The organism is Klebsiella sp. X1-16S-Nf21 (genome assembly GCF_002837615.1).
Classification (GTDB): domain Bacteria; phylum Pseudomonadota; class Gammaproteobacteria; order Enterobacterales; family Enterobacteriaceae; genus Klebsiella; species Klebsiella variicola.
The window spans coordinates 1-23,405 of sequence record NZ_PJDK01000068.1; the positions used below are offsets into that span (position 1 = coordinate 1).

Below are 23,405 nucleotides of genomic sequence, written 5' to 3' on the forward strand. Positions count from 1 at the left end.
GCGCGCCGCTGATCGTCCATGAGCGGGTAGCGCTCCTCTATCGCCACCATGACTTTGCGCCGGAGAATACCATCAGCTGCAATGATATCCGGCTCATCAAGTCGCTGGTGCTGCGCGGCAGCGGCGTGACGCTCCTCAGCCTGCTCGACGTGCTGGACGAAGTCCAGCGCGGACAGCTGGCCTTTATCCCGCTGCGCAGTACGCTGCTGCGACCGCTGACCCTGGCGCTGTGTACCGCGCCCTCGCGTCAGCTTTCGCGGCCCGCGCAAATGGCCATTCAGACGCTGAGTGCGGTGATTGAATCCATGGCGACGGTCAGCCCAGCGGCCCGCTGAGGATGGTGTCGCACATGCCGTTGATAATGCGCTCCCCGGTCTCCTCGCGCAGCTCCTGGTACCAGGCTTCGGTGAGCTGCATATCCTTCCCGTGGGTAATATCGCAGCGCTTGCGCGCCTTCAGCACCAGGTCACGAACCCGGTCGCAGCGCTGGGCCTCGTACTCGTGCAGGGCGGCCGCAATATCGTGGGTCTGGCGGAAAACGGCGCCCAGCACCACCGCATCTTCCATCGCCGCGCAGCCTCCCTGGCCAATATCCGGGGTGGTGCTGTGTCCGGCGTCGCCGAGCAGCGCGACGCGGCCGCGCACCAGGCGGCTGAACGGCTCGATATCATGGATTTCAATACGGTTGGTGGTCTGCGGGTCGAGGGTGGCGATAAGCTGCTGCACCGGCGGCGCCCAGCCGGCAAAATAGCGGCTGAGGTCGGCGCGCAGAGTGTCGCGATCCTCCGCCAGACCCGCCGGCAGCGGCACATCAAAGAAAAAATAGAACCGGCCGGCGGAGACCGGCATCAGCGAGACGCGCTTGCCTTCGCCGACAAAGGTGGTCCACTGGTCGCCGGGCGCCAGCGCTTCATCTATTTCCACCAGACCGTTCCAGTTGACGTACCCGGCGTAGCGGCGCTGCGGGGTAAAGCCCAGCACCCACGGACGCAGTGCGGAATGGCTGCCGTCGGCGGCAATCAGCAGATCGCCGCTGGCGCTGCTGCCATCGGTAAACCACACCGTCACGCCGTCGGCATCTTCCTCACAGCGGGTGACGCGTTTGCCGAACTGCACGCTTTCCCGTCCCCAGAAATCCAGCATTTCCCGCTGCAGCTCTGCCCGGGAGACCGGGCAGGGGCGGCTGCCGGTGCGTTCGATCAGCGGGGCGAGACTGAACTGGGTCATGTTCTCGCCGCTGCGGAAATCACGATACGCCATCCGGCGCAGCGGCCCGCCGAAAGTCTCCATGATGTCAGCCATGCCGAGGTGGGCCATGCACTTCACGCCGTTGGGCCACACGGAAATCGCCGCGCCGACCGGTTTGATCTCTTTCACCGCTTCATAGACGTCGCAGTCGATTCCCGACTGTTTGAGCGCCACTGCCGCACTTAAGCCGCCGATGCCGGCCCCAATCACGATTGCTTTCATTTTTTTCTCCTTCTCCCGATGTTGTGACTGACTACAGCAATTTGCGTACCAGTTCACCGGAGGGAGGAAAACCGCCTGCCAGAGGCACAGAGACAGGTCATGACGCACCGCATCGGTGCAATGTGAGGTATTGGTTGCCTTTTTATGAATCAAAAGTTTCTCAATGTCGCATTGAGAATCTATCGTTTCATCACTCTGGTTCAGCATCGGTGGGGAGGTATAGGTAAATAGAGTAATTTAAGTTAATGATTTTGCAGCATTAATGAAATTTTCTGGTCGCTTTTGTCGTCTCTGGCCTGCTTTGTGCACTAGCCCATGCACTTCTCTTTGCTATGGGATTACACCATGTCTGACGAACATCACAGTGGCTTGCTTTACGGCCTTGAACAGCGGATCCCACCGCTTCCGGCCTTTTTCAGCGCTCTCCAGCATGTGCTGGCGGGCCTGGTGGGGATCATTACGCCGCCGCTGATCATCGGCGCTACCCTCGGACTTGGCGACTGGCTGCCGTATCTCATCAGTATGTCGCTGCTGGCCTCGGGCATTGGCACCTTTCTGCAGTCCAATCGGGTATGGGGCGTTGGCGCCGGGATGATCTGCATGCAGGGCACCAGCTTCGCCTTCCTCGGCGTGACGGTGGCCGGAGGGATGTGGGTAAAAGCGCAGGGCGGCGGGCCGCAGGATATGATGGCGATGCTGTTTGGCGTTAACTTTGTCGCCGCTCTGGTGCCGGTGATTGTCAGCCGTTTTATTGAGCCGCTGAAAAAAATCTTTACCCCCATTATCACCGGCAGCGTGATTGCGCTGATCGGCATCAGTCTGATCAAAGTCAGCGTCATCAACTGGTGCGGTGGGGAAAAGGCCGAGGATTTCGCCAGCATGAGCAACATCGCGCTCGGGGCGGGCACCCTCGGGGTTATCGTCCTGCTGAGCTGCGCCAAAAACCGCTGGCTGCGTCTCTCCTCGGTGGTGGTGGGCATTGCCGTGGGCTGCGTCGCGGCAGGGCTGAGCGGTCAGTTCCATCTTCACAGCCTGGGCGACACTCTGTTTCGCCTGCCGACGCTGTTTCCGTTCGGCTTTCAGTTTAACAGCGCGATATTTCTGCCGATCGCCCTGGTGTCGCTGGTTTGTATTCTGGAGGCGGTGGGCGATCTGACGGCCAACTCGCTGATTTCGCAACAGTCTATTGATGATCACGCTTTTCGTAACCGGCTGAAGGGCGGTATCCTGGCGGACGGCGTCAGCTGTATGGTGGCCGCCATGCTCTGTGCTTTTCCGAACACCACCTTCGCGCAGAACAACGGCGTGATCCAGATGACCGGGGTGGCCAGCCGCTATGTCGGACGCTACATTGGCGTGATTCTGATCCTGCTTGGACTGTTTCCCCCGGTGGGCGAACTGCTGCGGCAGATCCCGGCGCCGGTGCTGGGGGGCGCCACGATGGTGATGTTTGGCTGTGTAGTGGCGGCCGGGATCCGGATTATTACCCAGACCCCGCTGAGCCGTCGCGATGTGCTGATTGTGGGGCTGGCGTTTGGTGCTGGCCTTGGCGTGGAGTCAGTGCCGGCGTTTCTCAGCCATTTTCCGCCGATGGTCGGCGATCTGTTCGGTTCGGCGGCCACCAGCGGTGGGCTGGTAGCGATAGCGCTGAACCTTATTCTGCCGCAGGAGCAGGCGGCGACGAAAACGATAAGGAGTCAGGATGATCGCGCTGAGTCAGTTTAACGGCCTGAGTAAAGATGAGGCAGTGGGGCTGCTGGCCCCCTGCGTGGCGATCCCGGCCTGGGGCGAGACGCTGGTGAACTTGCGACCTTTTGCCAGCCGTCATGCGCTACTGCAGACCGCCCGTGAGGCGATGGATTACTGGGGAGAGGACGAGCTGAACGCGGCGCTCAGCGCCCATCCGCGGATCGGTGAAAAGCCGACCGGCGGCCAGGCGCACGCGGCGCTGTCGCGCCAGGAGCAGTCGGCGGTGGACAGCGAGAATGAGCGGCTCGCGCAGGCCCTGCAGGAGGGCAATGCCCGCTACGAGGCCCGTTTTGGCCGGGTGTTTTTAATCCGCGCCAAAGGGCGCAGCGGCGAAGCGATTTTACAGGCGCTGACGCGCCGACTGCAGCATACCGCCGACGAAGAAGTGACTGAGGCGCTTGCCCAGCTGCGAGAGATTACGATGTTAAGACTGGAAGGAGTGATTGGCGAATGAGTACCCTGAGCACCCATATTCTGGATATTTCCACCGGCAGGCCGGCGGAAGGCGTGACGGTCAGCCTGAGTCGGGAGGGCGAGACGCTGGTGACCCTGGTGACCAACGCCCAGGGGCGTATCGCCACCTTTAGCGCCGCACCGCTGCCGGCGGGGAGCTATTGCTTAACGGCGGAAACCGGGGCGTGGTTTGCCCGCGCCGGGCGGGAGAGCGTCTTTACCCGGGCGCAGATTGATTTTGTTATCGGCGAGGCGGCAGATGACCATTTCCATCTGCCGTTTCTCATCGCCCCGGGCGGGTGGTCGACCTACCGCGGCAGCTAAACCCGGCTGCCCGATGCCGGGCGGCGCTGCGTTTGCCCGGCCTGGATCGTTACGGCGCGGGCAGAGACAGCTCGTAGGCCCGGTAAGGCGCAGCCGCCACCGGGCATGTAAAGGTGTCTCCGGCCACCATCCTTCCTGTTTTATCCCCACTCAAGGATAATCACCCACCTATCCCCACCAGGGGATAATCTTGACATTATCCCCTGCGGGGTATAAAACCAAATTTATCCCGATAGGGGGATAAATGATGGTGAGGAACAAGGCGATGAATTCCCCGCAGATATACAGTCCCGTGCAGCTGGCCAATTATCTGAAGCTGCTGCGCCAGCAGAACCACTGGACCCAGGATGCGCTGGCCAGGCGGATCGGCATTAAGCAGGCCACACTGTCCAATTTTGAAAATCACCCCGACAAAACCACCTTAACCACGCTGTTTAAGATCCTCCAGTCGCTAGGGGTGGTGATGACGCTGAACGCCAAAGCCACAGAGACGGCGCCGGCTCCCGATAACAACACGGACCTTGACTGGTAATGGCGACGCTTACCACCTGGATGAACAATGTGCGCGTGGGCACCTTAACCCGCCAGGCTAACGGGGCGCACAGTTTTCGCTATGACGAAGAGTGGCTGCGCAGCCCGCGCGCCAGACCGCTCTCCCTCTCGCTGCCGCTGCAGTATGGCAATATCACCGCCGACGCGGTGTATCACTATTTTGATAACCTACTGCCCGACAGCCCGCAGGTCCGCGATCGGATCGTCAGGCGCTATCAGGCGCGCTCGAAGCAGCCGTTCGATCTGCTGGCCGAAGTGGGACGGGATAGCGTAGGGGCGGTGACTCTGCTACCGCCGGGGGAAGAGGCGCACCTTGAGGGGTTGCGCTGGCAGACGCTGGATGAGGCGCAGCTCACCGCTTTGCTGACCGCCTACCAGTCGGATATCCCTCTCGGGATGATTACCGGTCAGGATGATTTCCGTATCTCGGTGGCCGGCGCCCAGGAGAAAACGGCGCTGCTGCGGATGGGCGGGCACTGGTGTATTCCGCAGGGCACCACGCCGACCACGCATATCATTAAACTGCCCATCGGCGAGATAAAGCAGCCTAATGCGACGCTGGATCTGCGTGAAAGCGTGGATAACGAGTTTCTGTGCCTGGCGCTGGCCAGGGAACTGGGCCTGGCGGTGCCGGAGGCAGAGATTATCACCACGCCGCGGATCCGCGCGCTGGCGGTGACCCGCTTTGACCGGCGCTGGGCGCAGGAGGGACGGGTGCTGCTGCGTCTGCCGCAGGAGGATCTGTGTCAGGCCTTTGGCATCCCGTCGTCGATGAAATATGAATCTGACGGCGGGCCGGGTATTGCGGCAATCATGGCCTTTCTGCTGGGCTCCAGTGAAGCCCTGAAAGATCGCGCAGACTTTATGAAATTCATGGTTTTTCAGTGGCTGGTTGGGGCAACGGACGGGCATGCGAAGAACTTCTCGCTCTTTTTGCTGCCCGGTGGCAGCTACCGTCTAACGCCGTTCTACGACATCATTTCGGCGTTTCCGGTGCTGGGAGGCACGGGACTGCATCTGCGCGACCTGAAGCTGTCGATGGGGCTCAATGCCACAAAAGGGCGGAAAACAGAGATTAACGCTATCTATCCGCGTCATTTTCTGGCAACCGCCAAAGCGGTGAACTTTCCTGGGGAGCAGATGCTGGCGATCCTCCAGGAGTTTGCCGGGCATGTGCCGCAGGCAATCGAAAGCGCTCGCCGGACGCTGCCGGCGGACTTTTCCACCCACGTCTGGCGGGCCATTACGGAAAATATGCTGAAGCTGCACGCCCGCCTGCAGCAAGGGCTGCAGGCGTTATAGCGAAGCCGGCTGGCGGTTAGCTCTGCGGTTGCCCCCAGCGGCTGCGCAGATAGTTGACCGCCTGCCGGGTTTGCGGCTGATTGAGATTGTTTTCGCGGAACAGGATCGTGCCCTGGATCTGCGGCAGAGTTTCATTGAGGTCGAGCTGCTTTTTCAGCTCCGGCACGCCGCCATCCACCGTCCAGTCAGGCTCATTTTTGGATGGCTCACCCACTTTGTACAGCGCCACGCCGATATACAGCCGGGTATGTGTCGGCTTAACCACCTCGGCCCACCAGTTGGCCAGCACATCATAGCGCGCGGCATCGCGGGCAAACGGCCAGTAGATCTGCGGGGCGATGTAGTCGAGCAGTCCCTGCTGCACCCAGCTGCGGGTATCGGCATAGGACTCATCATAGGCGGCCGCGCCACGGGTATCCGACCCCGCCGGATCGTGCGAGCGGTTGCGCCACACCCCGGCCGGGCTCACGCCAAACTCGACGTTCGGATTGAGCTTTTTGATGGTGGTGGAAACCTGGGCTATGAGCTGCTGGGTGTTATGCCGGCGCCAGTCGCCCTTCGAGGCGTAACCCTGTCCGTAACGGCGGAAGGTTTCATTGTCGTTAAGCGGTGAAGAGGCGGTTTCGGTGTAGAAATAGTCGTCGAACTGCACGCCGTCAATCGGGTAGTTCTGCACCACTTCAGCGACGATGCTGGTGATCCAGTCCCGTGCTTCGGGAATGCCCGGGTCGAGGACAAAGCGATCGCTGGCGGTGCGGATCCAGTTACGGTGCAGGACGAACACGCTGGCCGGCACCTGCGTGAGGGTGTTATTCAGCTCGGCAACGGTCGACGGTTTGGTGTTAACTGAGACACGATAGGGGTTAAACCATGCGTGAACCTTCATACCGCGCTTGTGCGCTTCATCCAGCATAAACTGCAGCGGATCGTAGCCGGGGTATTCGCCGATTTTGCCGGTCAGCATATCGGACCACGGCAGAATGTCCGACCGCCAGAGCGCCGTGCCGTCGGGTTTCACCTGGAAAAAGACGGTGTTGATACCCAGGCGCTGCAGGTTATCGAGTTTGGCGATCAGCGCCAGCTTCTGCTGCGTGATGCGGCTTTCCGGCGTGCTGGCGATAATCGACCCGACCGGCGGCCAGTCAAGGCGCGACACGGTGGTGAGCCACACGCCGCGTACCGGCTCCCGGTGCGTCTGGCTGGCTTTGACGGCGGTAGTGTTCGGTGTCGTGACAAGGGATTTAGGGGCCTTACTGGTGCAGCTGAACAGCATGCCCACGGCAATGACGGCCGCACCGGCCAGCGCCACTTTGCTGGCTAAGGGGAATCGACGAGAATGGCTGATGATGAACTCCCGTGTAATCAGATCGTCGCGTGTAGCGGCTATTCTCTTACGATTCGTGGGTCAGAGCAATTCCTTCATCCGTCGGTTCGCCATCACCTAGTCATAATGTAAGGTATAGGTCGCGACGGCCGACACCTGACCGGCGGTGATCCGGGGACGGGTCTGGTAGTAGCGGGCCGTGAGCGGCAGGATAAACCGGCCCGCACTCGCGCTGCCCAGCGTCATCTCATGATTCAGGGAAACCGGCTGGCGATGGTAAAGCAGTTGCACACCAATACCCTGCGCCCGATCGTCCGTGGCGTCATTGCGCAGAACGCCATGCCCCCGGGCGGTGAGGGGCTCCGCGCCGTCAACACGCAGGGAAATAGTCACAGCGCTGTTGCAATCCAGTTGCAGCGCGAAAGGCGTGTCGCCGGTGGTTTTGCCGACGCCGCCGAAGTGGTCAAGCATCGCGGCGGGCAGCTTAATCAGCGCTGGCGTGGCGTCATTCACGGAACATCCCGCGGTGTTGACCCTGCCGCTTAAGTCTAACGCGGCCAGCGGGGTATGCTCTGCCATTAAAAAGTGCTCGCTGTGATACTCAAGCTCGCCCGGTGTCGCCGCGGGACCGGTTTTAATAAGCTCAATCGTCAGGCGGAAATAGCCCAGTTTCCACACCGCATCAGGCAATATGGCCGGATTGTTCACCCGTTGGCTAAACGGCGAGGGCGTCGGCCGGTCAGGGAAGCCGCCATAACCGCCGATAACGCGCAGCGATACGCGAACGCCAATGCCGGCGAGGTTGGTTTGATAAACCGTCGGTCGCGTCGCTCCCCCGGACAGCAAACTGTTCAGCTGTAGCGGCGACAGCCCATGCGGGTCGTCCGCGCAGCGGATCCACTGTTCGCCGCCGTCGCTAAGGCGATCCCAGGCGAAACTTTTGTGATACAGCGGGGTGCCCGGTCTGGCGTCAGCCGGCACGGTGAGTTGCCCTACGTTCAGCCGAAGGGTGGTGGCCTGGCCGCGGACAAACACCGGCGTACAGGCCCATCCGCTGGCGGGGGGTAACAGGGCGAGTAACAGCGTCAGGGTGGCCCGACGCAGGAGAGTTAAAAAGGACATGTTAACGTCTGCTGTAAAATGAGTGGATGGGGTGTCTGCGCCAGCGTCGGGGTGAGATCGTAGCGGGCAGTACAGTGCTGCTGAGGGCCTGGCCCCCATTGTGCATACAGGGTGCCTTTCGGCGCCAGGCCGGCGAGGTACACCTGACCCTCGCTGGCAACGATGCTGCTGGTGTCTTTGGCGCGCACTTCGCTGCCAAAGGGCAGCGGTTGTCCCTGCGACTGCAGCGTAAACAGCGCCTTATAACCAACGTGGGTGTGAAAACGCGCCAGCACCACCGCGTCCTTAGTGGGAACCCGCGTCACGGTGCTGTTGGCCAGATCCACATTCTCCGGCAGCGAGTGGCTGTCGAGGGCGACGTCGTTGCGGTGATAGGCGGTAGCGAAGGGCAGCACGGCATATCCATCGCGATTGGTGGCGATGGTTCTCTGGTTGGCGAGGGTCACACCGCCGGCGCCACCGGCGTCAATCAGAACGACAGCGCCATTCATTTCCGGCGTAAAGACCACCCCGTGGCGGTGAATCAGGATACCCCCGCTGGCGCCGTAGTTCAGGCGAGTGGCCTGCGAGTCACGGCTGTAGCCGAGATTCAGATCGCCTCTTCCACTGCTGTAGCCGGCCGTCAGGCTGCCGCTGTGCCCGTTTTGCTGATCGAGGGTTTGGCTGACGGCGTAGCTGAGCGCGTGATTATCCAGCATGGTGCCATTGAGACTGACCATCTGACTGTCGGCGCTGTGGCGGGAGGAGGTCAGGGTATAGCCGGCATAGCTCCCCGGTAGCAGGTGGTTCAGCGCTACTGAAAGTGACAATGTCACCACTTTATCGGAGTGCGGCTCGTCATTCTCCTCGTCACCGTCGCTACTGTGTGCATCGCTGTAGCTGAGCGACCACGCGATACCGTGAACCTGGCTGCTGATCCCCATATTGGCGGTACGCTGTGGGGCGCCCTCTGACCAGTAGCTGTCCTGGTCGAGGCTCAGATAGAGGGTGATATCGTACGGCAGGCTCTGGCTGGCGGTGATTTGCAGGGTCGCTTTTTTGTTGTCGTTATCCCGCGAGTCGGCGTCGGGATCCGGGCTGGAATACGCCTCGCTCAGCGTGGCATAGCGCTGATGCGAATAACGCCAGCCGGTGAAGGTGAATTGCGTGCCAAGACGATCAAAACCTTTGCTGTACTGGAGCTGCCAGGCCCGGCCATCGATCGGATCCTGCTGGTGCCGGTCGCGGGCGTTTAACAGCTGCAGCGAGAGCGCCCCGGCATCACCCAGCCCCTGTCCCGCGCCGAACGAGAGGTTATGATATTGCGCCGCGCTCTGCAGTCCGCCAAACAGCGTCAGGTTGTGGGCGAACCCGCGCATCAGCGACAACTGCATCATCAGCGGACGCTGGCTGGCATCGTCGCTATGATAGCGCCCGGCGACCAGGTTGTATTTCAGGCTGCCTTCGCGTTGCATGCTGGTGACCGATGCATACGGCTGGGTGAAGCGGCGGATTTCGCCATCCGACTCTTTGACGGCAACCTCAAGATTGCCGCTACTGGCGGTGGGATAAAGATCGTCAATCACGAACGCGCCAGGGGTGACGTAGGTTTGATACAGCACGTAGCCATTTTGCCGAACCGTGACCTGGGCGTTAGTTCTGGCTATCCCACGGATGGTCGGGGCAAAACCTTTCTGCGAGTCCGGGAGCATCGCATCACTGGAGGCGAGGGCAATTCCCTGAAACTGTACCGCGTCGAATACATCGCCCGACGTAAAGGTATCCCCGAGCGTCAGTTCACTCCGCCAGCGCGTCAGATCGCGCTCAAGCCAGGCGCCGCTGGTGGTCCAGTGGGGCTTATCGTCGCTGTTGGCGGTCAGGCTGTTGCTGGCGCGCAGGCGCCAGGCGCCGGCGTTCACGCCACTTTTCAACATCAGATAGTTATCGCGCTCAGTGTTGCCCTCGCGGGTTCGCTGGCTGGCGCCTGAATAGCGGTAATTGCTCTGAAAGGCGCTGATACCTTCATCCCACAGCGCAGAAGGAACATTATCCCTCGCCTGGCGCGTCATCAGCGCCTGGGGAAGGGTCATTGCCAGCCGCTGATGGGCAAAATCGAAATTGACCGTACTGCCCGGTAGCAGCGTGGCGAGTTCGGGACATGAGCGGGAGGTTGCGCCGGACGCCTGGGACAGCACGGCCGGATTAACACCGGCCTGCAGCAGATCTTCCGGCTTAAGGCAGGGCGTCAGCTGCCCGCGGTCATTCTGGCGAAACGTGATGATCTTACGGGCATCCAGGGTGACGCCGTTGACCTGCCAGCTGACCGGATAGTCGCCAGGCGGCTGGCTCGTTTGCTGATTGAAGCGCTGCAGATCCACCGCCGGCAAATGGTCGTTTTTTTCCAGCAGATCCATATTAAAGGTCGCCTGGGCGTGCAAGGGCGCGCTCTGTCCGCCCAGCAGGATGGAGAGGCTGACGACGGTAACGGTATGAGCCGGGCCGTGGCGCATCGCGACATCAGGCTTTTAGTGCGCCGAAACGGGAGCGCTAAACGTCTGCACAGCGCCAAAATCATCCAAAATGCGCCAGCTCACCTGGCGGGTGCAGGCCTCGCCGGGCAGGGCGTACTCTTCACGGCTGTGAGGGGCAATCACGCTGTGCTCAAGCGGTGTTTTCTGGTTCTGGCCCGCGCAGGTGAGCGTGGTGATAGTCACATAATAGGGGGAGGCATTCTCCGCCTGCAGGTGGTTGCCACTGACGTGCCAGCGCAGGTGCTGCGCCGCGTCGAGCGCCGAGCCCGGGAGTCCTGCCGGGCGATAAATGAGCTTAAGTTGATTCTTAATAGCAAATTGCAGAATGTTCTCGCCAGCCGGCGCGGTATTGGCAGGAATCACTTTGATATTCAGGGTGAACAAACTTTCCCGATCGTTTGGCAGTTGCGCCGAGGTTAATAACACGCGCAAATCGTTGCTGTCTCCGGCATCCAGACGGAACAATGGCGGGGTGACGATAAACGGTGATTTATTATTATCAGCCAGATCGTCTACCCAGCTCTGAATAAGTACCGGATCGTGAGGATTGGTGTTTTTTACCGTGATGTCGGCCTCATGACTTTGTTCATTATAAATGACACGCGTGCCGGCAATGGCAACCCCGGCAGCAGACGCCAGGAGCGGACAAAAGAGAAGGCTCAGGAAAAAAGCCATTTTATAACACTGCATAATTGAGGATCCGGTCACGAGGAATGAAAATAAGGGCAGGGGATGCTGCCCTCGGTAAAAGCGGCAATCAGCACATTCTATTCATATACAATATCAATATTGGCCGTGGCATTAATATTGCCGGCGGTGACATCCAGGGAGGAATCGCTCTTCAGATCGGCAATAAAATTAAAGGCAATATCACCGTTTTCGTCGGCTTGCGAAACCGCCGTTTTGCTCTGTTTGTCAAAGGTCAACTGAGTGCCTTCCGTTGAGCCGTCAGGGGAAGAGAAGACTTCAATGCCCACCCCTTTGGCGGTATCCGCGGCATCGGAGAGCGCCAGCACGGCGGCGCTGGTGCCGTTAGCATTGGTGTCCGGGGTACCCTCCAGGCTAATGCTGATATTCTGCGCCAGCGGGCAGCCGGTCAGGTTGATGGTAAACGGTGTTTCTGCGGTTTTCGCTTCATGTGATTTCAGCGCCGACATATCGACGTTGCCAAAATCGACATTCACATCGCCACCGTTGTTGGCGATCTGGCACGACTCGTTAATAATTTTACCGGTGAAATTCAGTGTGCCCGCCGCGCGGGCGGGGATCACAGTAGCCAGACTGAAGGCCAGCAGTGAACCCACAACCAGCAGGGTGCCTTTTTCTTTCATACTCAAACCTTATTAAATAATCACAAGTTAATTAAATCGTTTAACATTTTTAAAGCATGTTTTTTATTTCTGTTCACAAAAAACGGTAAGCATCACTAATGTATCTTGCCGTCGGGGGCGGGATTATACGGAGAACGTCGTAAAGGCCCATGGATAAGGTGTGTTAAGCTGTAACAATCTTTATTTTTTGGTGTAAGTATAATCTCATTTAATATTGTAATTGGGTTCTATATACAGAATGTATTATTTCCCGGGGACGCCTGTTTTGGCAAAGTTCTGGCAAAAAGTTGCTGTTATTCCCGGCAGTTGACCGGAGAGGGCAGAATAATCGTTTACGCTGCCGCTATTTTGCCGTAGCGTGAAGATCGCGGCAGGAAGCCGCAGGTTGGATGGCACAGAACGATTCTGTGCCGCGCAGTGTCACTCGCTATCAAGGAAGATTGCTATGTCTCCGCTCCGTCTCGCTCTAATATGTCTGTGTCTGGCACCGCTGGCGTCGTCTGCTGCGCTCTCCGGTCAGGTTCATTTTTCGGGACGTGTCATCAATCCGGCCTGTCTTATCGCGCCGCAGCGCAATCGTATCGATGTTTCGTGCCAGCACCGTTCACCGGAACAGGTCGCCTTGACAGACAACCCCCCTCGCTATGCCATGCCGGATGATCGCGGTGAGGTCAGTCTCCACTGGCGAAATGCACAGCACAGTGAAGCGGATGTCATTATTCGCTATCGCTAAGGTAAGAAAAACGCGGTGAAGGGTAAGCGGATGCAGGACGTAAAGGGTAACGCGGTGGGCGGTTTCAGCGCGCGTCAGCAGTGACTACTGGGGTGACGCGCACGTAGAGTACATTTCATGAAAACAATCCTTGCCGTCGTCCGACAGCAGAGTATCGCCTCAGTCGGGTTCCCAGGCGAGGATATCACCGGGCTGACATTCCAGCGCCTCGCAGATGCGGGACAGGGTATCAAAACGGATGCCTTTGACTTTTCCCGACTTGAGCAGCGACAGGTTCTGTTCGGTAATGCCTACAAAGGCCGCCAGCGCCCTGGACGTCATCTTTTTTTCCACCAGCAGTTTGTCCAGATTCACCACCACAGCCATCGTTAAATAAACTCCTTATTCTCTTCTTCAGCACGGATCCCGTGGAGCATGGCGTGAAATGTCACAAACAGCAAGCTTCCTGTCAGAAGCAGCACCCCGTCGCTGAGCAGAAACACCACCTGATAATAAGGCTGCGGCCACCAGGCGAGCAGCGGGATCAGAAAGCGGCACACCGGCAACAGGATCCCCATGCCCACCATGGCCAGAGCGATGTAACGAACGCTGTGCGCCAGGGAGAGGCTGAGCACGCTGCGCTGGCGGACGCTACGGGTTACCTTCATGCCCTGCCAGATAGCGAACGCGAACAGCCCGGCCGGAAGATACAGCAGGGCCAGCAGCAGCAAACGTCTCGCCATCCCCGGCGCCTGGGCCGGGTTGTCGGTTAACGGCACTTCAGCAAAGTGCAGCAGGGTGGAAAGAAAATATCGTTCGCCGGTAAAGAAAATCCACAGCGGCACGATCAGGGCGAGCATAAAAAAGAGGGGCAGTATGCCGCTAATAATAGCCAGACTCAGCCGGGTTCTGGATTGCTTCACAATTTACCTTCCTGATTGATGAGAATAATTAAAGCACCAGCCGCGCCAGGCATGACATAAGGGCCACGGCGAAGACAACGCTCATCGCCCGGACGCCGCGACGACGGCTGGCAAACCACGGACGGGTCCAGACGCGGTAGAGGCTGAGGGTGATGAACGACGCCTGGATGGTCCAGGTCAGCATCCGAAACAGGTAGCCCATTTTGCCGAGATTCTGCAGGGTCTGGAAAACCTCGGCGAGATAAATAACCCCGGTCGCCAGCAAAACATAATTGAGCAGGCGTATTTTTCGCTGCGCCAGCCAGTCGCCGGAAATAAACAGGATCACCGACAACAGCGTTAACAGCGCCCAGAGGATGTCAATTCCGTTCATTACGCGCCTCCTGTTCATCAGGGGTGGCAGCCAGTAAGAGCTTGATGGCAGGTCCGATCACCGGCCAGGCGGTATCGGAGAGGATCACTACCGCGGTCTGTCGCTGTCGGTCGAAGGCCATCATTGCCGCAAAGCCGCCACTCTGCCCGTCATGCCAGACGATCTCCCGTCCGCGGACGCGGGTAGTGAACCAGGCATAACCCACCCGGGAATCGGGATCATCGGTGGCGAACAGGGGGCGCATACCTTCACTGCCCGCCAGGTTTGCTGCCAGCAGCGCCTGGGCATATTTCGCCATATCGACAATCGTGGCGCGGACGCCGCCGGCGGGGACGAAGGCGTCCATCACCCATGGCTGCTGAGGGAAACCAGAGGCTGACCAGCCCATGGTAAACGTCGGCGAGGCTGGAGTATTGTGCCGGGCCACTTCCGCGCCCTGCATTCCGGTGGGGGCAAAGACCCGTTGCGCCATCAGTGTGGCAAAATCGCGATGGGACGCCCGCTCCAGCGCCAGTCCGAGCAGGGCAAACCCGGCGTTGGAATAATCAAACCATTTCGTCGGCTGCAGGGTGGCCTGGTTCATCATCGCGATCAGCGCGGGTCGATCGTAGCGCCAGGGATTCTGCCGCCGGGCAATATCGCTCAGAATAGCCAGCCGCTGCCCAACCGACGCGGTGAGCGGTGGCAGTCCTGAACGGTGAGAAACCAGTTGCTCCAGGGTAACATCCCGCACCGGGCTGACAATCTCCGGGACCAGCGCCGACACCGGCGTCTGCGCGGTGACTTCGCCGCGGCGAATAGCCTCCAGCAGCAGGCTGGCGGTCATGGTTTTGCTCAGGCTGGCGATCTCATACTGTGTCGTATACTCGCTCCCCCACAGACCGTAGCGCACCCCCTGAGGCGTAATCAGCGCTGCGGCGACCTGTCCGCGGGCACCATGAAGCAGGGGCGTTAATATCGAGACCAGCTGTTTATCCCCCGTCGTCCGGGAGCTGGGGGGATGAAAGCCGGGCTGCAGGGCGATCCCCGCCGCCACGATGACGGTAAAAACCAGCACGGCGGCAATGATCTGTCTGTCCCGGCGATAGCGGTTCCAGCGCATGTTTTCTCCTTAACGCGGTACGACATCCAGGTGAGGGAATACCGCTTCTCCCTGGTGTTAAAGTGAGCGCAGGTTAGCCTGGTGTTTATCGTTTTACAATAAATTTTTATCGTTTTATGATTAACTTTATGAGGAGTAAAGCAGACACTCCCGGCGCGGTGTGGAGAACGCGGGGGGCAATAGAGGCCTGGGGATAAAGTGCGCTGACGAAGGGAGGTACTCGCCAGCGAGAAATGTCGGCTATGCCGGTATACCGGGAGAAGAAAACTTAGCGGATCCGCGACTGCTCGTCGTCGCGTAGCGTCAGCACCTCAAATCCGTTGGCGGTGACGGCCACGGTGTGCTCCCATTGCGCGGAGAGTTTTTTATCGCGGGTGACGACAGTCCAGCCATCTTTTTTGGTTTTGATGCGGCTGTCGCCCTGGTTCACCATCGGCTCAATGGTGAACACCATTCCTTCGCGCAACACGGCGCCTTCCCCGGGGCGGCCGTAATGCAGCACCTGCGGTTCCTCATGCATTTCCTGGCCGACGCCGTGACCGCAATATTCTCTGACCACGCTGTAGCCATGGTCCTCGACCCAGCGCTGAATAGCGTGGCCAATATCGCCCAGCGTCGCGCCAGGTTTCACCACCTCAATGCCTTTCCACATCGCTTCATAGGTGGTCTTTACCAGCCGGCGGGCCAGCGGGGAGACGTCGCCTATCAGGTACATCTTGCTGGAGTCGGCAATCATGCCCGCTTTCTCCAGGGTGATATCGACGTTAACAATCATCCCGGCGCGCAGATGTTCGGTCGCTTTGGGGATCCCGTGGCACACCACATCGTTAATGGAGGTGTTCAACACATAGGGAAAATCGTATTGCCCCTTGCTGGCCGGGCGGGCATGCAGCTGGTTGACGATAAAATCTTCCACTCGATCGTTAATCGCCATCGTCGTTACGCCGGGAACGATAAAGGTATCCAGCATATCAAACACCGACGCCAGCAGCTGGCCGGCATGGCGCTGACGTGCGAGTTCATCGGCGGTTTTAATGATTATTGATGGCATTGATTACCTCCAGCAGACGGTCAGAGCCGGATTTCAGCATCAGCAGTTTGATCTGCTGGTGGTTAAGCTCGGGGTAGAGCTCGCTCATCATGCCCAGACGGATCCAGTATTCCGCCTGGGCATTGACGGAGCGGGACATAGCTTTGCTGGCATCACGAATATCATCGTGCAATAGATCGGAGATTTTGACGATTCCCATAGAGACAGTCCATATATGATTCGTATATGTATCGTATACAGACCGGCACGGGATGTCATGGGCATTTTGTGTCGTGACCGGGGGGGAGGCGAGAGGCCCACGCAAAAAAGCCCGACCAGCGGGCTTATTTTCAGCATTTTTTTCGGGTTAATCATTCGCGCCATTCACCATGGCGAAAATTCCCATTAGATTATCGGTATGCAGAATGAAAATAACATGACGGCGGCGAAGCGCGACGCATCAATATATTTAATGCAGGTGTTAATTTTGCGTATGAATATTCTCCCGTCAGGCCGGGAATCCGGGGGAGTTACAGCGCGTCAGTGAGTTTATCCACCACCACTTTACCCGCATTATCGAACTGCGTAATGCGAAAGCTGTCGCTCCAGGAGCGGCGGGTGGTGAAACGGTCGAACAGGGATACCCGACCTTTACGCTGACCATCTTTACTCAAAATAACCCATTCAGTCACCGCAGAATAATGCTGGCTATTGTCATGACGGCTCTGTTGTTCAACAAGCTGGTCTTCTTTTTCCACTTTTAAATAATCACGCAACATATTTAACCTCCATAGAAAGTATTATTAACATTACTCCTTTTATTTATTCTTTCAATCAAACTTTTTAATCAATAAAAGTAACTATTAGTGGGCGACCTAAGTGCAAAAATCGTCAGATTGTCATTACCCGGCGCAGTGGATTCCACTACGCTTAACAGAGCTGTCTGGCGCGCTATCTGCGGTTGCCAGGGCCAGAAAGGCGGCAACAAAACGTCTTAACCTTGTATTCATCATGGGCGTTGTTCTGCTATATCTAGTGCGTTTTGCCACGACCGAGCCACAGAGAGCGCTGTACCATGAGTAACGATCACCTGACGGATATCGCCTATCGTCACTTTATTGAAAGTGTTAAAGATTATGCCATATACATGCTGAGCACTGACGGTATGGTCATCAGCTGGAACGAAGGTGCCCGCCGGGCAAAAGGGTACCTGAGCGACGAGATCATCGGTTGCTACTTCGGTCTCTTCTATAGCGAAGCTGAGCAACTCTCCGGTGTACCGGCGAAAAACCTGGAAATCGCCCTGCGTAGCGGGCAGTTCGAAGGGGAAGGCTGGCGTTACCGCAAAGACGGCTCCCGATTCTGGGCGCATGTCATGATCGATACCATCCGCGATGAGCAGAACACCTTGCTGGGTTTTGCCAAAATCACCCGCGATATCAGTGAACAAAAAGCGATTAATGACCGCATCGCATGGATGGCGCGCTACGATGCGCTGACTGGTTTACCTAACCGGGTGGAGTTCTTTGAGCGGGTGGAAAAGCTGATCACCGGTAATGATGCCCGCCGCTTTGCCATTTTCACCATCGATTTAGACAAGTTTAAAGAGATTAATGACCTGCAGGGCCATCTGATTGGTGACCAGCTGCTGCAGCGTGTGGCAGGCGCCGTGCTGAAAACGCTGCAGAAGGAGGAGATGGTCGCGCGCTTTGGCGGCGATGAGTTTGTGGCCGTTAAACCTTTTGCCGATGAGGGTGAAGTGGATGCCTTTGCTGCGCGCCTCTGGCACTGCTTCAGCGGTAAGCAGACGTTTGCCGCGACGGAAGTGGTTCTCTCCGCCAGCATTGGCATCTCGGTCTACCCGGAGGACGGTACGGATATTAACACGGTACTGAGCAATTCCGATCTGGCCATGTATCGGGCAAAGAGCAGTCTCGACCACAAGATTTGCTGGTACGAACGTGAAATGGATGACAAGACGCGGCAGCGCAATATGATGGCCGCCGACATCCGGCGCGGTATTCACGCTGGAGAATTTTCGCTCCACTATCAGGCTATCCGCAACATCAAAGATCGCCGGATCACCGGTTACGAGGCGCTGCTGCGCTGGCAGCATCCGCAGCTGGGGCCGATCCCGCCTGACGTGTTTATTCCCATCGCCGAAGAGAGCGGCGCCATCGTGCCCTTAGGTTACTGGGTGCTCGAGCAGGTGTGTAACGAATCGCTGGAAAAGGGTCTCAACAGAAAAGTTTCGGTCAATATCTCGCCGGTGCAGTTGCGTCACCGCAGCTTTATCGAAAAAGTCCGCGAGATCCTGATGCGTACCGCCTATCCGGTCAGCCTGCTTGAGTTTGAAGTGACGGAGACGGCGTTCATCATCAATAAGCAGCTGGCCTTTAGCGTCCTGCATCATCTGCAAAAAATGGGGATCAGCATCGCACTCGATGACTTCGGTACCGGCTACTCCTCCCTGAGCATGCTGCGCGATTTCCATTTCGACGTGATTAAACTCGACCGAAGTTTTATGCTTGATGTGGAGAGTAATCCCCAGGTCCGCTCATTCGTGCGGGCCATCATTTCGCTGGGAAATTCAATTAATACGCCGCTTATCGCCGAGGGTGTGGAAACCGCCGGGCAACTGCAGATCCTCGAAGAGGAAGGGTGTGACGAGATGCAAGGCTTTCTGTTCGGCGAGCCGGTGGATATTAAACACCTGCCTCCGTCGTCCTGATACGCCCACCGGCTGCGGGTGGGCGCTGCGTCATTACTGATGCGCCAGCGGAGCCTGCCCGGAAAGATGCAGCAGAGCCGACTGCAGCGAGACGTCAAACATCTGACCGTGCGTCATACCAGGGTAGCGCCAGAAAGCCACCGTCAGGCCTTTGTCGGCCAGCTGCTGCTGAGTGTGTCGCAACAGACTCAGGGAAGCCACGTGGCCGGTGGGTTCCCGGGCAGCTTTGCCATCACCTTCCAGCAGATACAGCGATTTCCCGGAGAAGGCGGTGGCGCTTAAGGCTTCGCTGCCCTTCAGAGGAGATTCCTGCGCCTGGCCCAGTGACGGGCTGGCCGAATAATAGAGATGAAACAGCGAGGTCTTCCGCCACGCGTCGAGCACAAACAGCCCGCCGTAGGAGTGGCCCCAGATCGCGCGCTGGTGGGGATCTATTTTCAGGTGAGCTTCCGTTTGCGGCACCATTGTTTCGGTCAGCAACTGACGAAACAGGTCATTACCTCCGGTTTTTCGCGGCGGCAGCGCGGGTTTCCCGACTTGCGGTTTGAAGGCCTTTAGCGGAGGAGTGTAATCCCAGGCCCGGGCGGCGGTATCGAAGGGCAGCGTTGTCTGGTAACCGATAGCGACGATCACCGGCGGGGAGCCGGCGGAGAGCTGCTGCAGAAGGGCGTCGTTAAGCTTATCCATCACCGCGTTACCATCCAGCATATACAGCACAGGATAGCCGGCGGCGGGCGGGGCTTTGTCCGGCACGGCAGTCCACACCCGGTAGTGGCGTTCGCCATCGGCGGAGTCATACTGACGTTGCGTAAAATGATAGTACGCTGACCCTTTATCGGCGATGTTTGGCCCCAGCGGCTGAAGATCCGGTCGGGCGGTGCTACCGCTACTGTAGAAGAGCACGCCAACCGCCAGCGTCAGCAGCCCGCGCGCCCGGATGCTCCTTGAATTCCGCTTCACCTTGTCTAACCCCCTGTATTCTTTGAGCTGTCATTTTGTTGGGCTGACACGGTAACACAGCTTGTTTGATAATGGTTCTCATTTCTTTTGTGCGCTTTGGATCTGCGTGGGATACCGGACGGGGCTGGTGGGGGGGGGCGAAGCGAAAACGCAGGATACATGGCCGCCTGTCGGCGGCCATCAGGACACGGTCAGGGATCGCCGTTGATGCTACGCAACAGCCTTTTTACCAGCGGGATGAGCGCAATAAGCACCAGCGCAATAACCACGATCAGTAACAGCGTCAGCCCTTTATGATGACTGATAAGCACCCACAGCATCGCCAGCGTCATGAGATGATCCTTGCATTAACAGCGTTAACCACCGCCAAGGTGAATGAAATTTAACAGAATGGTGATGACCACCCAGGCCAGCAGCATAAAGCGTCGTTTATCGCGTCGAGCTTCCAGCGCAGCGAAATAATTAGCGCTGTACCAGGTTGATATAATAATAGCCAGCGTGATGATGACCTGCCAGACCACTTCGCTAAAGCCCGTCACGATGCTTATCGCGCGAAAGCAAAGCACAATCGCGATGCCGTTAAGCGCGTTACACATCAACCATCCCCACAGGCTTGAGGGACGGCTAAAGAAATATCCAAGTCGTAAAACCAATGTCGTATACACCTTGCCAAAATAATCGCGCTGTAAAATGCAGTTTAATGCCCGACGAGGTATTGATATAAATCAAAATTTATGGAATAGCGCAGTAATCACTGGCATGCAGCGATCGCAGCATGGCAATGGAAAGGCGTAGAGAATGGTGGGTAAAAAAAACGAAATCACTTGTTTTTATAGGTGTTTTTTAAAATTTATTGTGGCAGTGAAATATTCTCCATGGCCCATTTAACAATATGACGGTAATTTCCATTGTTATTATTTTATGTGGCTCTATCACCAGCTAAATTAAAACCTATTCACTATTCACCGCTGGCCGCTTGCGGGAGTGGTCTGAAACAGCCGGAGCCAAGGCTCCGGCTGGCGTCATACCTAATGAGGCAAGGCATTATGTTGCAGAATTTTCAGGAAGTCATTTTTGTCTGAAATTAATGACAGCGCGTTAGCGATCAGTTCATCGCTAAATATCGAGGCAATTTCTTTGAGCACATCAATATGCTCTTTTTCTTTCGCGATGACGCCGATGGCAATAAACATCACGTTGCTGCGATCCCAGATAACGCCATCAGGGAACTGAAAGATCTCAATGCCGGTTTTGAGAATGATATCCGTCGCGGATTTCGGCAAATGTGGCAAGGTGATGCCATTCCCCAAAAAAGTGGAAACCTGATGTTCACGCTCCAGCAGAAAGTGAACGCACTCCTGATTCACATATCCTTTGGCTTTACACTCCGCGCCAATCATAGCGATCACTTCCGCTTTATTACTGGCCTTGCAGCCGATATGCAGATTATCCAGCGTGATGTTATCGATCATAGCCAACCTCCCTGGTGAGACGCGTAGATTTTTTACCCTCATGATTCGCTGACAGCTCTTCTTCTAACTGCTCGAGCGATTTATTGGAGGTCTCCGGTAGGGCGAAGACCACGAACAGAATCGCTAAGTAGTTGATGGCTGCGAAGATGAAGAAGACCGGCCCAAGGCCCAGTTTCGCCTGCAGCAGCGGGAACAGGTAGCTGACCACCGCGTTCATGATCCACATGAAAAATACCGAGATCCCCATCGACAGCCCGCGGAATTTCAACGGGAACAGCTCAGCTAATACCACCCACGTAATAAAGCCCATGGAACCCTGCATCACACCGACGAACAGCGCGCCCAGCAGCCAGATGGCGGTGGCTTTCAGATCGCCCACCAGGGTGTAATCGACAGCGGCGATAATCAGGTGCAGCGTGGCCATAATGGCAAAGCCGTAGATAATGATCGTCTTACGTTTGAAACGGTCGACAAGGAACAGCACGCCAATCAGCATACCGCCGACGGAGAAGACACCGTTCAGCACGTTACAGATCAGCGAGGTACGTTCTGAGAAGCCGGCGGCACTCAGAATTTCCGTGCCGTAGTACATAATGACGTTAACCCCAGTAGTTTGCTGCAACGCGGCCCAGGTAATACCGACCAGCAAAATTTTGAGGATCCATGGCGTTTTGAGGATAGTCGTGAAGGTGCCCTGAGCGCTGTACTTATTGCCGGCTTCAATTTTGATCAGGGTGGAGATGTCGTCATACTCCTTCTGCGCGCGTTCCGCCGGGCGGATCTGTTTGAGAATATGCAGCGCTTCCTCGTGGCGATTTTTGCTGATCAGCCAGCGCGGGCTTTCCGGCGCGCGCCACATGCCAACAAACAGGCAGACAGCGGGAATGGCCTGTACCAGCAGCATATAGCGCCAGACGTCCGGCAGATGGCCCCAGATGATGCCAATGATCGCGTTGATGGCAAACGCCGCCAGCTGGCCAATGACAATGGCGACTTCATTCAGGCCGGTCAGCTTACCGCGCATCTCGGTAGGCGCCACTTCCGAAATAAAAGTGGGGGCAGTGACCGACGCGCCGCCGACGGCGTAGCCCAGCAGGGCACGAGCAATCAGCAGGGTAGTGATATCGGGGGCTGCGGCGGAAAGCAGGGCGCCGATAAGAAAAATAAAGGAGAGGAAGAGTAAATATTTTCGCCGGCCGAAGAAGTCGGCAAACTTGCCGCCAAACACGCTGCCCAGCGCGGCGCCGATCAGCAGGACGCTCATCACCAGCCCTTCGGTAGTCGGGGTCAGCGCCATATACTGCTTCAGTGAGGAAAAGGCGCCGTTGATAACGCCGGTGTCGTAACCGAAAAGCAGGCCGCCGAAGGTGGCCACTAAGGTGATCTGATGAAGTCGTTTTCTCTGTTGCTGGTTCAGGTTTGTTATAAATGACATGGTAGTCCCTTTATTTTATTGAACGACACAAGATAAAAATACATCTCCCCAGTCAGGATTTATTACGCCTGTGTTGTCGTATCTAACTGAACTAAATGATTTTTCTTCTTTGTGTAATTGCTCAGCACATGGCAGGGTACGCTCAGCAATGGCGGTCAAAGAGGTTTACGGCTTGGTGTTGACATGGATGTAGTCGATATCCGTTCTCCTTTTCGGGTTAGCGGTCTTCAGTGCGTCGGCAGCGCCGACGTCTGCCGGTGGACAGCGCCCTGTTGTGACACGTTGCTGTCGTTGCGGCGATTTATCGTGATAAGAATATGGCACAAAGAAATGGAATGAGCATGCTACAAGATCACATTATGAAAATTTAATTTCAAATTGGTGTTGCAGAATGGTAAATGCATGAAGCCAATCACAAAGGATACAAGGTGCATATCCCCATGAAAACCAGGTTAAATTTACATCATGGTAATAATGATGTTGTTTTCAGTGGGTTAATGTAAATCAAAGAATACAACGCAGATCACATT

The 23,405-nt window shown here is 57.2% G+C and carries 25 protein-coding genes and 1 pseudogene; 8 read left to right on the top strand and 18 right to left on the bottom strand.

Annotation, left to right across the window (positions count from 1 at the left end; genetic code table 11):
- A pseudogene (gene hpxR, locus CW267_RS23550) lies at window positions 1-335 on the top strand (LysR family hpxDE operon transcriptional regulator HpxR); the annotation flags it as partial.
- On the opposite strand, the gene hpxO reads toward hpxR, so the two are convergent.
- Entirely contained in the window at window positions 316-1,470 is a 1,155-nt protein-coding gene (gene hpxO, locus CW267_RS23555) for an FAD-dependent urate hydroxylase HpxO (protein WP_032735567.1), read from the bottom strand. The pseudogene hpxR and the gene hpxO overlap by 20 nt on opposite strands.
- A 345-nt stretch (window positions 1,471-1,815) precedes the next feature.
- Between hpxO and CW267_RS23560 the strand changes: the two genes are divergently transcribed.
- The 5 genes from CW267_RS23560 (at window position 1,816) to CW267_RS23580 (ending at window position 5,850) form a co-directional block, all read left to right on the top strand.
- Window positions 1,816-3,195: a nucleobase:cation symporter-2 family protein gene (locus tag CW267_RS23560; protein ID WP_008804923.1), complete on the top strand. Its 1,380-nt coding sequence runs from the start codon at window positions 1,816-1,818 to the stop codon at window positions 3,193-3,195.
- Entirely contained in the window at window positions 3,173-3,673 is a 501-nt protein-coding gene (gene uraD / locus CW267_RS23565) for a 2-oxo-4-hydroxy-4-carboxy-5-ureidoimidazoline decarboxylase (RefSeq protein ID WP_008804922.1), read from the top strand. Before CW267_RS23560 ends, uraD begins: the two co-directional genes overlap by 23 nt.
- On the top strand, window positions 3,670-3,996 hold the full coding sequence (uraH, locus tag CW267_RS23570; RefSeq protein WP_008804921.1) for a hydroxyisourate hydrolase: 327 nt from the start codon (window positions 3,670-3,672) through the stop codon (window positions 3,994-3,996). Before uraD ends, uraH begins: the two co-directional genes overlap by 4 nt.
- Before the next feature lie 265 nt (window positions 3,997-4,261).
- Window positions 4,262-4,528, top strand: coding sequence for a type II toxin-antitoxin system antitoxin HipB (gene hipB / locus CW267_RS23575; RefSeq protein ID WP_008804920.1), 267 nt, complete (start codon window positions 4,262-4,264; stop codon window positions 4,526-4,528).
- Window positions 4,528-5,850, top strand: a complete 1,323-nt coding sequence (locus CW267_RS23580; protein ID WP_008804919.1) for a type II toxin-antitoxin system HipA family toxin — start codon at window positions 4,528-4,530, stop codon at window positions 5,848-5,850. Before hipB ends, CW267_RS23580 begins: the two co-directional genes overlap by 1 nt.
- 16 nt (window positions 5,851-5,866) lie before the next feature.
- Here CW267_RS23580 and CW267_RS23585 read toward each other — a convergent pair whose 3' ends face one another.
- The 5 genes from CW267_RS23585 to CW267_RS23605 all read right to left on the bottom strand — a co-directional run bounded on the left by CW267_RS23585 (window position 5,867) and on the right by CW267_RS23605 (window position 12,137).
- Window positions 5,867-7,159, bottom strand: coding sequence for a glycoside hydrolase family 10 protein (locus tag CW267_RS23585; protein ID WP_012968243.1), 1,293 nt, complete (start codon window positions 7,157-7,159; stop codon window positions 5,867-5,869).
- 132 nt (window positions 7,160-7,291) lie between these two features.
- Window positions 7,292-8,296 carry a fimbrial protein gene (locus tag CW267_RS23590; RefSeq protein ID WP_032730346.1) on the bottom strand — a complete coding sequence of 335 codons (1,005 nt, stop codon included), beginning with the start codon at window positions 8,294-8,296 and terminating at the stop codon, window positions 7,292-7,294.
- On the bottom strand, window positions 8,284-10,785 hold the full coding sequence (locus CW267_RS23595; RefSeq protein WP_022066169.1) for a fimbria/pilus outer membrane usher protein: 2,502 nt from the start codon (window positions 10,783-10,785) through the stop codon (window positions 8,284-8,286). The genes CW267_RS23590 and CW267_RS23595 overlap by 13 nt, the downstream gene beginning before the upstream one ends.
- A 15-nt stretch (window positions 10,786-10,800) precedes the next feature.
- Entirely contained in the window at window positions 10,801-11,496 is a 696-nt protein-coding gene (locus CW267_RS23600; RefSeq protein ID WP_008804915.1) for a molecular chaperone, read from the bottom strand.
- 77 nt (window positions 11,497-11,573) lie between these two features.
- Window positions 11,574-12,137 carry a fimbrial protein gene (locus tag CW267_RS23605; protein WP_008804914.1) on the bottom strand — a complete coding sequence of 188 codons (564 nt, stop codon included), beginning with the start codon at window positions 12,135-12,137 and terminating at the stop codon, window positions 11,574-11,576.
- 445 nt (window positions 12,138-12,582) lie between these two features.
- Here CW267_RS23605 and CW267_RS23610 point away from each other — a divergent pair, with 445 nt between their 5' ends.
- Window positions 12,583-12,870: a type 1 fimbrial protein gene (locus tag CW267_RS23610; protein ID WP_008804913.1), complete on the top strand. Its 288-nt coding sequence runs from the start codon at window positions 12,583-12,585 to the stop codon at window positions 12,868-12,870.
- A 159-nt stretch (window positions 12,871-13,029) separates the two neighbouring features.
- On the opposite strand, the gene CW267_RS23615 is transcribed toward CW267_RS23610, so the two are convergent.
- The 7 genes from CW267_RS23615 to CW267_RS23645 all read right to left on the bottom strand — a co-directional run bounded on the left by CW267_RS23615 (window position 13,030) and on the right by CW267_RS23645 (window position 17,056).
- A complete protein-coding gene (locus tag CW267_RS23615; protein ID WP_004205917.1) occupies window positions 13,030-13,236 on the bottom strand; it encodes a helix-turn-helix domain-containing protein in 207 nt (68 codons plus the stop codon).
- A gap of 2 nt (window positions 13,237-13,238) precedes the next feature.
- Entirely contained in the window at window positions 13,239-13,772 is a 534-nt protein-coding gene (locus tag CW267_RS23620; protein ID WP_004205916.1) for a DUF2975 domain-containing protein, read from the bottom strand.
- Between the two features lie 28 nt (window positions 13,773-13,800).
- Window positions 13,801-14,145, bottom strand: coding sequence for a hypothetical protein (locus CW267_RS23625; RefSeq protein WP_012968238.1), 345 nt, complete (start codon window positions 14,143-14,145; stop codon window positions 13,801-13,803).
- Entirely contained in the window at window positions 14,132-15,247 is a 1,116-nt protein-coding gene (locus tag CW267_RS23630; RefSeq protein WP_047666563.1) for a serine hydrolase domain-containing protein, read from the bottom strand. The genes CW267_RS23625 and CW267_RS23630 overlap by 14 nt, the downstream gene beginning before the upstream one ends.
- Window positions 15,248-15,515: 268 nt before the next feature.
- Window positions 15,516-16,298: a type I methionyl aminopeptidase gene (map, locus tag CW267_RS23635; RefSeq protein ID WP_008804909.1), complete on the bottom strand. Its 783-nt coding sequence runs from the start codon at window positions 16,296-16,298 to the stop codon at window positions 15,516-15,518.
- Window positions 16,279-16,497 carry a ParD-like family protein gene (locus tag CW267_RS23640; RefSeq protein ID WP_002904808.1) on the bottom strand — a complete coding sequence of 73 codons (219 nt, stop codon included), beginning with the start codon at window positions 16,495-16,497 and terminating at the stop codon, window positions 16,279-16,281. Before CW267_RS23640 ends, map begins: the two co-directional genes overlap by 20 nt.
- Before the next feature lie 310 nt (window positions 16,498-16,807).
- Window positions 16,808-17,056, bottom strand: coding sequence for a hypothetical protein (locus CW267_RS23645; protein ID WP_008804908.1), 249 nt, complete (start codon window positions 17,054-17,056; stop codon window positions 16,808-16,810).
- Window positions 17,057-17,352: 296 nt separating this feature from the next.
- Here CW267_RS23645 and CW267_RS23650 point away from each other — a divergent pair, with 296 nt between their 5' ends.
- The gene (locus CW267_RS23650) at window positions 17,353-19,008 is read left to right on the top strand and encodes a putative bifunctional diguanylate cyclase/phosphodiesterase (protein ID WP_047666564.1); all 1,656 of its coding nucleotides are present in this window, start codon (window positions 17,353-17,355) and stop codon (window positions 19,006-19,008) included.
- Between the two features lie 33 nt (window positions 19,009-19,041).
- Here CW267_RS23650 and CW267_RS23655 read toward each other — a convergent pair whose 3' ends face one another.
- The 5 genes from CW267_RS23655 to CW267_RS23670 form a co-directional block, all read right to left on the bottom strand.
- Window positions 19,042-19,968, bottom strand: coding sequence for an alpha/beta hydrolase (locus tag CW267_RS23655; protein WP_022066172.1), 927 nt, complete (start codon window positions 19,966-19,968; stop codon window positions 19,042-19,044).
- A gap of 191 nt (window positions 19,969-20,159) precedes the next feature.
- The gene (locus tag CW267_RS30865; protein WP_012541739.1) at window positions 20,160-20,300 is read right to left on the bottom strand and encodes a hypothetical protein; all 141 of its coding nucleotides are present in this window, start codon (window positions 20,298-20,300) and stop codon (window positions 20,160-20,162) included.
- 24 nt (window positions 20,301-20,324) lie between these two features.
- Window positions 20,325-20,564 carry a hypothetical protein gene (locus CW267_RS23660; protein WP_012541738.1) on the bottom strand — a complete coding sequence of 80 codons (240 nt, stop codon included), beginning with the start codon at window positions 20,562-20,564 and terminating at the stop codon, window positions 20,325-20,327.
- Between the two features lie 432 nt (window positions 20,565-20,996).
- On the bottom strand, window positions 20,997-21,440 hold the full coding sequence (locus CW267_RS23665; RefSeq protein WP_008804904.1) for a PTS sugar transporter subunit IIA: 444 nt from the start codon (window positions 21,438-21,440) through the stop codon (window positions 20,997-20,999).
- A complete protein-coding gene (locus CW267_RS23670) occupies window positions 21,430-22,875 on the bottom strand; it encodes a sugar porter family MFS transporter (protein ID WP_022066173.1) in 1,446 nt (481 codons plus the stop codon). The genes CW267_RS23665 and CW267_RS23670 overlap by 11 nt, the downstream gene beginning before the upstream one ends.
- Window positions 22,876-23,405 lie beyond the last annotated feature (530 nt).

Coding starts and splice junctions, on each gene's coding strand:
- hpxO (WP_032735567.1), bottom strand. CDS start 1,470: ATGAAAGCAATCGTGATTGGGGCCGGCATCGGCGGCTTAAGTGCGGCA.
- CW267_RS23560 (WP_008804923.1), top strand. CDS start 1,816: ATGTCTGACGAACATCACAGTGGCTTGCTTTACGGCCTTGAACAGCGG.
- uraD (WP_008804922.1), top strand. CDS start 3,173: ATGATCGCGCTGAGTCAGTTTAACGGCCTGAGTAAAGATGAGGCAGTG.
- uraH (WP_008804921.1), top strand. CDS start 3,670: ATGAGTACCCTGAGCACCCATATTCTGGATATTTCCACCGGCAGGCCG.
- hipB (WP_008804920.1), top strand. CDS start 4,262: ATGAATTCCCCGCAGATATACAGTCCCGTGCAGCTGGCCAATTATCTG.
- CW267_RS23580 (WP_008804919.1), top strand. CDS start 4,528: ATGGCGACGCTTACCACCTGGATGAACAATGTGCGCGTGGGCACCTTA.
- CW267_RS23590 (WP_032730346.1), bottom strand. CDS start 8,296: ATGTCCTTTTTAACTCTCCTGCGTCGGGCCACCCTGACGCTGTTACTC.
- CW267_RS23595 (WP_022066169.1), bottom strand. CDS start 10,785: ATGCGCCACGGCCCGGCTCATACCGTTACCGTCGTCAGCCTCTCCATC.
- CW267_RS23600 (WP_008804915.1), bottom strand. CDS start 11,496: ATGCAGTGTTATAAAATGGCTTTTTTCCTGAGCCTTCTCTTTTGTCCG.
- CW267_RS23605 (WP_008804914.1), bottom strand. CDS start 12,137: ATGAAAGAAAAAGGCACCCTGCTGGTTGTGGGTTCACTGCTGGCCTTC.
- CW267_RS23610 (WP_008804913.1), top strand. CDS start 12,583: ATGTCTCCGCTCCGTCTCGCTCTAATATGTCTGTGTCTGGCACCGCTG.
- CW267_RS23615 (WP_004205917.1), bottom strand. CDS start 13,236: ATGGCTGTGGTGGTGAATCTGGACAAACTGCTGGTGGAAAAAAAGATG.
- CW267_RS23625 (WP_012968238.1), bottom strand. CDS start 14,145: ATGAACGGAATTGACATCCTCTGGGCGCTGTTAACGCTGTTGTCGGTG.
- CW267_RS23630 (WP_047666563.1), bottom strand. CDS start 15,247: ATGCGCTGGAACCGCTATCGCCGGGACAGACAGATCATTGCCGCCGTG.
- map (WP_008804909.1), bottom strand. CDS start 16,298: ATGCCATCAATAATCATTAAAACCGCCGATGAACTCGCACGTCAGCGC.
- CW267_RS23640 (WP_002904808.1), bottom strand. CDS start 16,497: ATGGGAATCGTCAAAATCTCCGATCTATTGCACGATGATATTCGTGAT.
- CW267_RS23645 (WP_008804908.1), bottom strand. CDS start 17,056: ATGTTGCGTGATTATTTAAAAGTGGAAAAAGAAGACCAGCTTGTTGAA.
- CW267_RS23650 (WP_047666564.1), top strand. CDS start 17,353: ATGAGTAACGATCACCTGACGGATATCGCCTATCGTCACTTTATTGAA.
- CW267_RS30865 (WP_012541739.1), bottom strand. CDS start 20,300: ATGACGCTGGCGATGCTGTGGGTGCTTATCAGTCATCATAAAGGGCTG.
- CW267_RS23660 (WP_012541738.1), bottom strand. CDS start 20,564: ATGTGTAACGCGCTTAACGGCATCGCGATTGTGCTTTGCTTTCGCGCG.
- CW267_RS23665 (WP_008804904.1), bottom strand. CDS start 21,440: ATGATCGATAACATCACGCTGGATAATCTGCATATCGGCTGCAAGGCC.
- CW267_RS23670 (WP_022066173.1), bottom strand. CDS start 22,875: ATGTCATTTATAACAAACCTGAACCAGCAACAGAGAAAACGACTTCAT.